The following is a 3,953-nucleotide window of genomic DNA, read 5'->3' on the forward strand; positions in this document are numbered from 1 at the left end:
ACCCGCGCCACCCCGGCCGACCCCTTCGCGGATACGGCACTGGACCCCGAGGCGTGAGCATGGCGCGGGCCGCCTCGCCCCCCCTGCCCCCGGCCGCCGCGCCGGACCATGACTGCCCCCACTGCCCGCGACTTGTCGCCTACCGCACCGCCAACCGCGCCGCGCATCCGGACTGGCACAATGGCCCGGTGCCATCCTGGGGGCCGCGCGAGGCGCCGCTGCTGGTCCTCGGCCTCGCCCCCGGGGTGCGCGGAGCGAACCGCACCGGGAGGCCTTTCACGGGGGACTATGCCGGGCGGCTGTTGTACAGGACGCTGCTGAAGTTCGGCGTCGCACGGGGGGAGTTCCGCGAGGACCCCAATGACGGCATGGAACTGCTCGGCTGCCGCATCGCGAACGCCGTGCGCTGCGTGCCGCCCGAGAACCTGCCCACCCCGGCCGAGATCCGCAGTTGCAACGGCTTCGTGCAGGCGGAGCTGGCGGCCATGCCGCGGCTGCGCGCGGTGCTGGCGCTGGGCGTGGTGGCGCACAATGCGCTGCTGCGCGCGAAGGGCATCCCGGCCAGCCGCCACGCCTTCGCACATGGCGCGGTGCATACGCTGCCCGACGGGCTGTGGCTGGTGGATTCCTACCATGTCAGCCGGTACAACACGTCCACGAAGCGGCTGACGGCGGAGATGTTCGAGGGCGCGGTCGGCGCGCTGCTGGCGCGGCTGGGCGCCTGACGCGGCGCCATCTGGTCGTCGCGCCAGGTGCCGGCACGACGCATCGGCTGGCGCGCGGGCCCCGCCGCCTGCGCCCGTGCTGGAGGCGCTTCCGCACGCCTCGGCTGGCGGCAACGCCTCCAGCGCATTGTTTTTGCGCGCATCTTCACCCGATCAGGTGATCCCACCTGATCGGGATCCGCTCTAGCTTGCCGCCGCGCCCAGCGCCGCCTCGATCGCCTGGATCATCGGACGGCTTTCCGGCTCCACGCTGGTGGCGAAGCCCTGCACCCTCCGCCCGTCCCGCGCCACGAGGTATTTGTGGAAGTTCCAGCGCGGCTCCCCGCCCGCCCGCGCGCCGGCCCAGCGGAAGAAGGGGTGCGCCTGCACGCCGCGCACGCGCGTGAGGCCCGCCATCGGGAATTCGATGCCGAACTGCGCGTCGCAGAATTGCCGCACCTGCGCGTTGGTGCCGCTTTCCTGGTTGAAGTCGTTCGAGGGCACGCCTAGAACCACGAGGCCGCGCGCGGCATAGCGCTCGTGCAGGCGCTGCAGCGCGGCGTATTGCGGGGTGAAGCCGCAGAAGGACGCGGTGTTCACCACCAGCAGCACGCGCCCCCGCCAGGCGGCGAAGTCGTGCTCGCCGCCCTCGATCGCGGGGATGCGGAAGCTGAAGGCATCGGGCTCCGGGCCGGCCGCCATGATCAGCGGCGCGCCCAGCAGCAGCGCACGGCGCGGTGCGCGCAGCGCGGGGTACGGCGTCTCAGCCATAGCGTTCCTCCATCCAGGGGTCGCCGCGATTGTGGTAGCCGCGGACTTCCCAGAAGCCGGGACGGTCCTCGGCCAGAAGCTCGATCCGGGTGATCCATTTCGGGCTTTTCCAGAAATACAGCTTCGGCAGCACCAGGCGGACCGGGCCGCCATGCTGGCGCTCGAGCGGCCGGCCCTCCCAGGCATGGACCAGCATCACGTCGTCCGCGGCGAAATCGGCCAGCGTCAGGTTGGTGGTGTAGCCGTCGTAAGACGTCATGGAGACGAAGCGCGCCTCGGGCTTCGGCCGGGCCAGCGCCAGCAGATCGGCGGTCTTCACGCCGGCGAAGCGGTTGTCGTAGCGCGACCACTGCGTGACGCAGTGGATGTCCACCACCATCTCGCTCTGCGGCAGGGCCATGAAGCCGTCCCAGTCGAGTGCGACGCGGTTCTCAACCAGGCCTTCCACGCGCAGGCGGAACTTCGCGTGCGAGACATCCGGCTGCACGCCGAGGTCCAGGACCGGCCAGTCCTTCACCAGGGTCTGGCCCGGCGGCAGGCGGTCGCGTTCCGGGTCGCCATGGGTGCCGGTCAGCAGCCGGCCTTCCTCGGCCCAGCGCTCCTTGGTGCGGATCAGCTTGTCGCGGACCGCGCCGGTCGTGGGGATGTCGTCTTCGGCCATGGGGGCCTCCTCGCGGTGCTTACGTGCGGCGGACGCGCCCGGATGCAAGGGTGGCTATTCGCGCCCCTTGTTGCGCATCAGCCGGGCCTTGTCGCGCTGCCAGTCGCGCGCCGCGATGGCCGCGCGCTTGTCGTGCTGCTTCTTGCCCTCGGCGACACCGAGCAGGACCTTGGCCCGCCCGCGGTCGCTGAAATGGATGTCGAGGGGCACGAGCGTCGCGCCCTCGCGCGTGATCGCGCCGGTCAGCGTCTCGACCTGCTTGCGGTGCAGCAGCAGCTTGCGCGGCCGGCGCGGTTCGAAGCGCGAGACGAAGGACCCCGCCTGCCATTCCGGGATATAGGCGTTGAACAGCCACATCTCGCCGTCGCGCTCGCCGGCCCAGGCCTCGGAGAGCGTGGCGCGGCCGGCGCGCAGCGACTTAACCTCGGGGCCGACGAGGGCGAGGCCGGCCTCGATCGTCTCGGCGATCTTGTAGTCGAAGCGCGCCTTGCGGTTCTGCGCGGCGATGCCGTGGGAGATGAGGGAGGACTTCTTCTTCTCAGGTGACACGTTTTTCTGCCCTCAGACGGCGGGCGCCGGCCATCCGGCCGGCTTGCCTTCGCGCCGTGCGCTGGCGCATTGGGGACGGCGGGCGGGATGGGCGCGGTCGCGCTGTGCGCTCCCGGCCCGAGGCAGGGGCCTCGGGCCGAAAGTGGGGGGTGGCAGGGGTCGCGTCGGCCGCGGTCAGTTCAGCAGCCCCACCGAGACCATCGCCTCGCGCACGCGGGCCTTGCTGCTGTCGGCGATCGGCGCCATCGGCAGGCGGCAATGTTCGGTGCTCTTGGCCAGCAGGCTGGCCGCATACTTCACCGGACCCGGCGAGGTCTCGCAGAACAGCGCGTCGTGCAGCGGCACCAGGCGGTCCTGGATCGCCATCGCCTCCTCGGTCCGCCCGGCGCGCCAGGCCTTGTGCATCTCGGCACACAGGCGCGGCGCGACATTGGCGGTGACGCTGATGCAGCCCACCCCGCCCGCGGCATTGAAGGCCAGCGCCGTGTGGTCCTCGCCGCTCAGCTGGATGAAGTCCGGCCCGCAGGCGCGCTTGGTGTGCAGCGGGCGCGCGAGGTTCGCCGTCGCGTCCTTCACGCCCACGATGTTCTTGTGCTTCGCGAGCCGCGCCATGGTTTCGACCGACATGTCGATCACGCTGCGGCCGGGGATGTTGTAGACGAACATCGGCAGGTCGACGGCATCGGCGATGGCGGTGAAGTGCAGGAACAGCCCTTCCTGCGTCGGCTTGTTGTAGTAGGGGGTGACCACCAGCGTCGCATCCGCGCCTGCCTTCTTCGCGTGCTGCGCGAAGTCGATCGCCTCGGCCGTGGAGTTGCTGCCCGCGCCGGCGATCACCGGCACGCGGCCGCGCGCGGCCTCGACGCACATCTCGACGACCTGCTTGTGTTCCTCATGCGTCAGGGTCGGGCTCTCGCCGGTGGTGCCGACCGGGATCAGCCCCTCGGTGCCCTCGGCTATCTGCCATTCCACCAGATCCTGGAAGGCTTTCGCATCCACGGACCCGTCCTGGCGCATCGGCGTGATGAGCGCGACCATCGAGCCCCTGAACATGGCGGTTTCCTCCGTGGCGAGAGCGGGAACCTAGTCGCGTGGCCCCCAGGGGACAAGGCTTGCGGGACAAGGCCGGGCCGGATCGGCTAGGAAGGCGCCCATGCGTCGCCTGCTGATCCTGGGCCTGCTGGCCCTGCCTCTCCCTGCCCTCGCCCAGCCCTGGGCGCCCGAGGGCGCGCGCGCCGCCGGGCGCCAGGCGCTGGCGACCGCCGGCG

5 protein-coding genes are annotated in these 3,953 nt (G+C 71.3%); 1 reads left to right on the forward strand and 4 read right to left on the reverse strand.

The annotated features are described in order from the left end of the window. Nucleotides 1-59: 59 nt before the first annotated feature. Entirely contained in the window at nucleotides 60-725 is a 666-nt protein-coding gene (locus HW578_RS23875; protein WP_198373208.1) for a uracil-DNA glycosylase, read from the forward strand. A gap of 183 nt (nucleotides 726-908) precedes the next feature. On the opposite strand, the gene HW578_RS23880 is transcribed toward HW578_RS23875, so the two are convergent. The 4 genes from HW578_RS23880 to dapA all read right to left on the reverse strand — a co-directional run bounded on the left by HW578_RS23880 (nucleotide 909) and on the right by dapA (nucleotide 3,738). Beyond that, nucleotides 909-1,475, reverse strand: coding sequence for a glutathione peroxidase (locus HW578_RS23880; protein WP_198373204.1), 567 nt, complete (start codon nucleotides 1,473-1,475; stop codon nucleotides 909-911). Then, nucleotides 1,468-2,136, reverse strand: coding sequence for a sulfite oxidase-like oxidoreductase (locus HW578_RS23885; protein ID WP_198373205.1), 669 nt, complete (start codon nucleotides 2,134-2,136; stop codon nucleotides 1,468-1,470). Before HW578_RS23885 ends, HW578_RS23880 begins: the two co-directional genes overlap by 8 nt. A 54-nt stretch (nucleotides 2,137-2,190) precedes the next feature. Continuing rightward, nucleotides 2,191-2,685 (reverse strand): SsrA-binding protein SmpB, encoded by a 495-nt coding sequence (gene smpB, locus HW578_RS23890; RefSeq protein WP_198373206.1) that lies wholly within the window; start codon nucleotides 2,683-2,685, stop codon nucleotides 2,191-2,193. 174 nt (nucleotides 2,686-2,859) lie between these two features. Further along, nucleotides 2,860-3,738 (reverse strand): 4-hydroxy-tetrahydrodipicolinate synthase, encoded by an 879-nt coding sequence (gene dapA / locus HW578_RS23895; protein WP_198373207.1) that lies wholly within the window; start codon nucleotides 3,736-3,738, stop codon nucleotides 2,860-2,862. Between the last annotated feature and the right edge of the window lie 215 nt (nucleotides 3,739-3,953).

The sequence above is a fragment of the Roseomonas rosulenta genome (genome assembly GCF_016106005.1).
GTDB classification, from domain to species: Bacteria; Pseudomonadota; Alphaproteobacteria; order Acetobacterales; family Acetobacteraceae; genus Neoroseomonas; species Neoroseomonas rosulenta.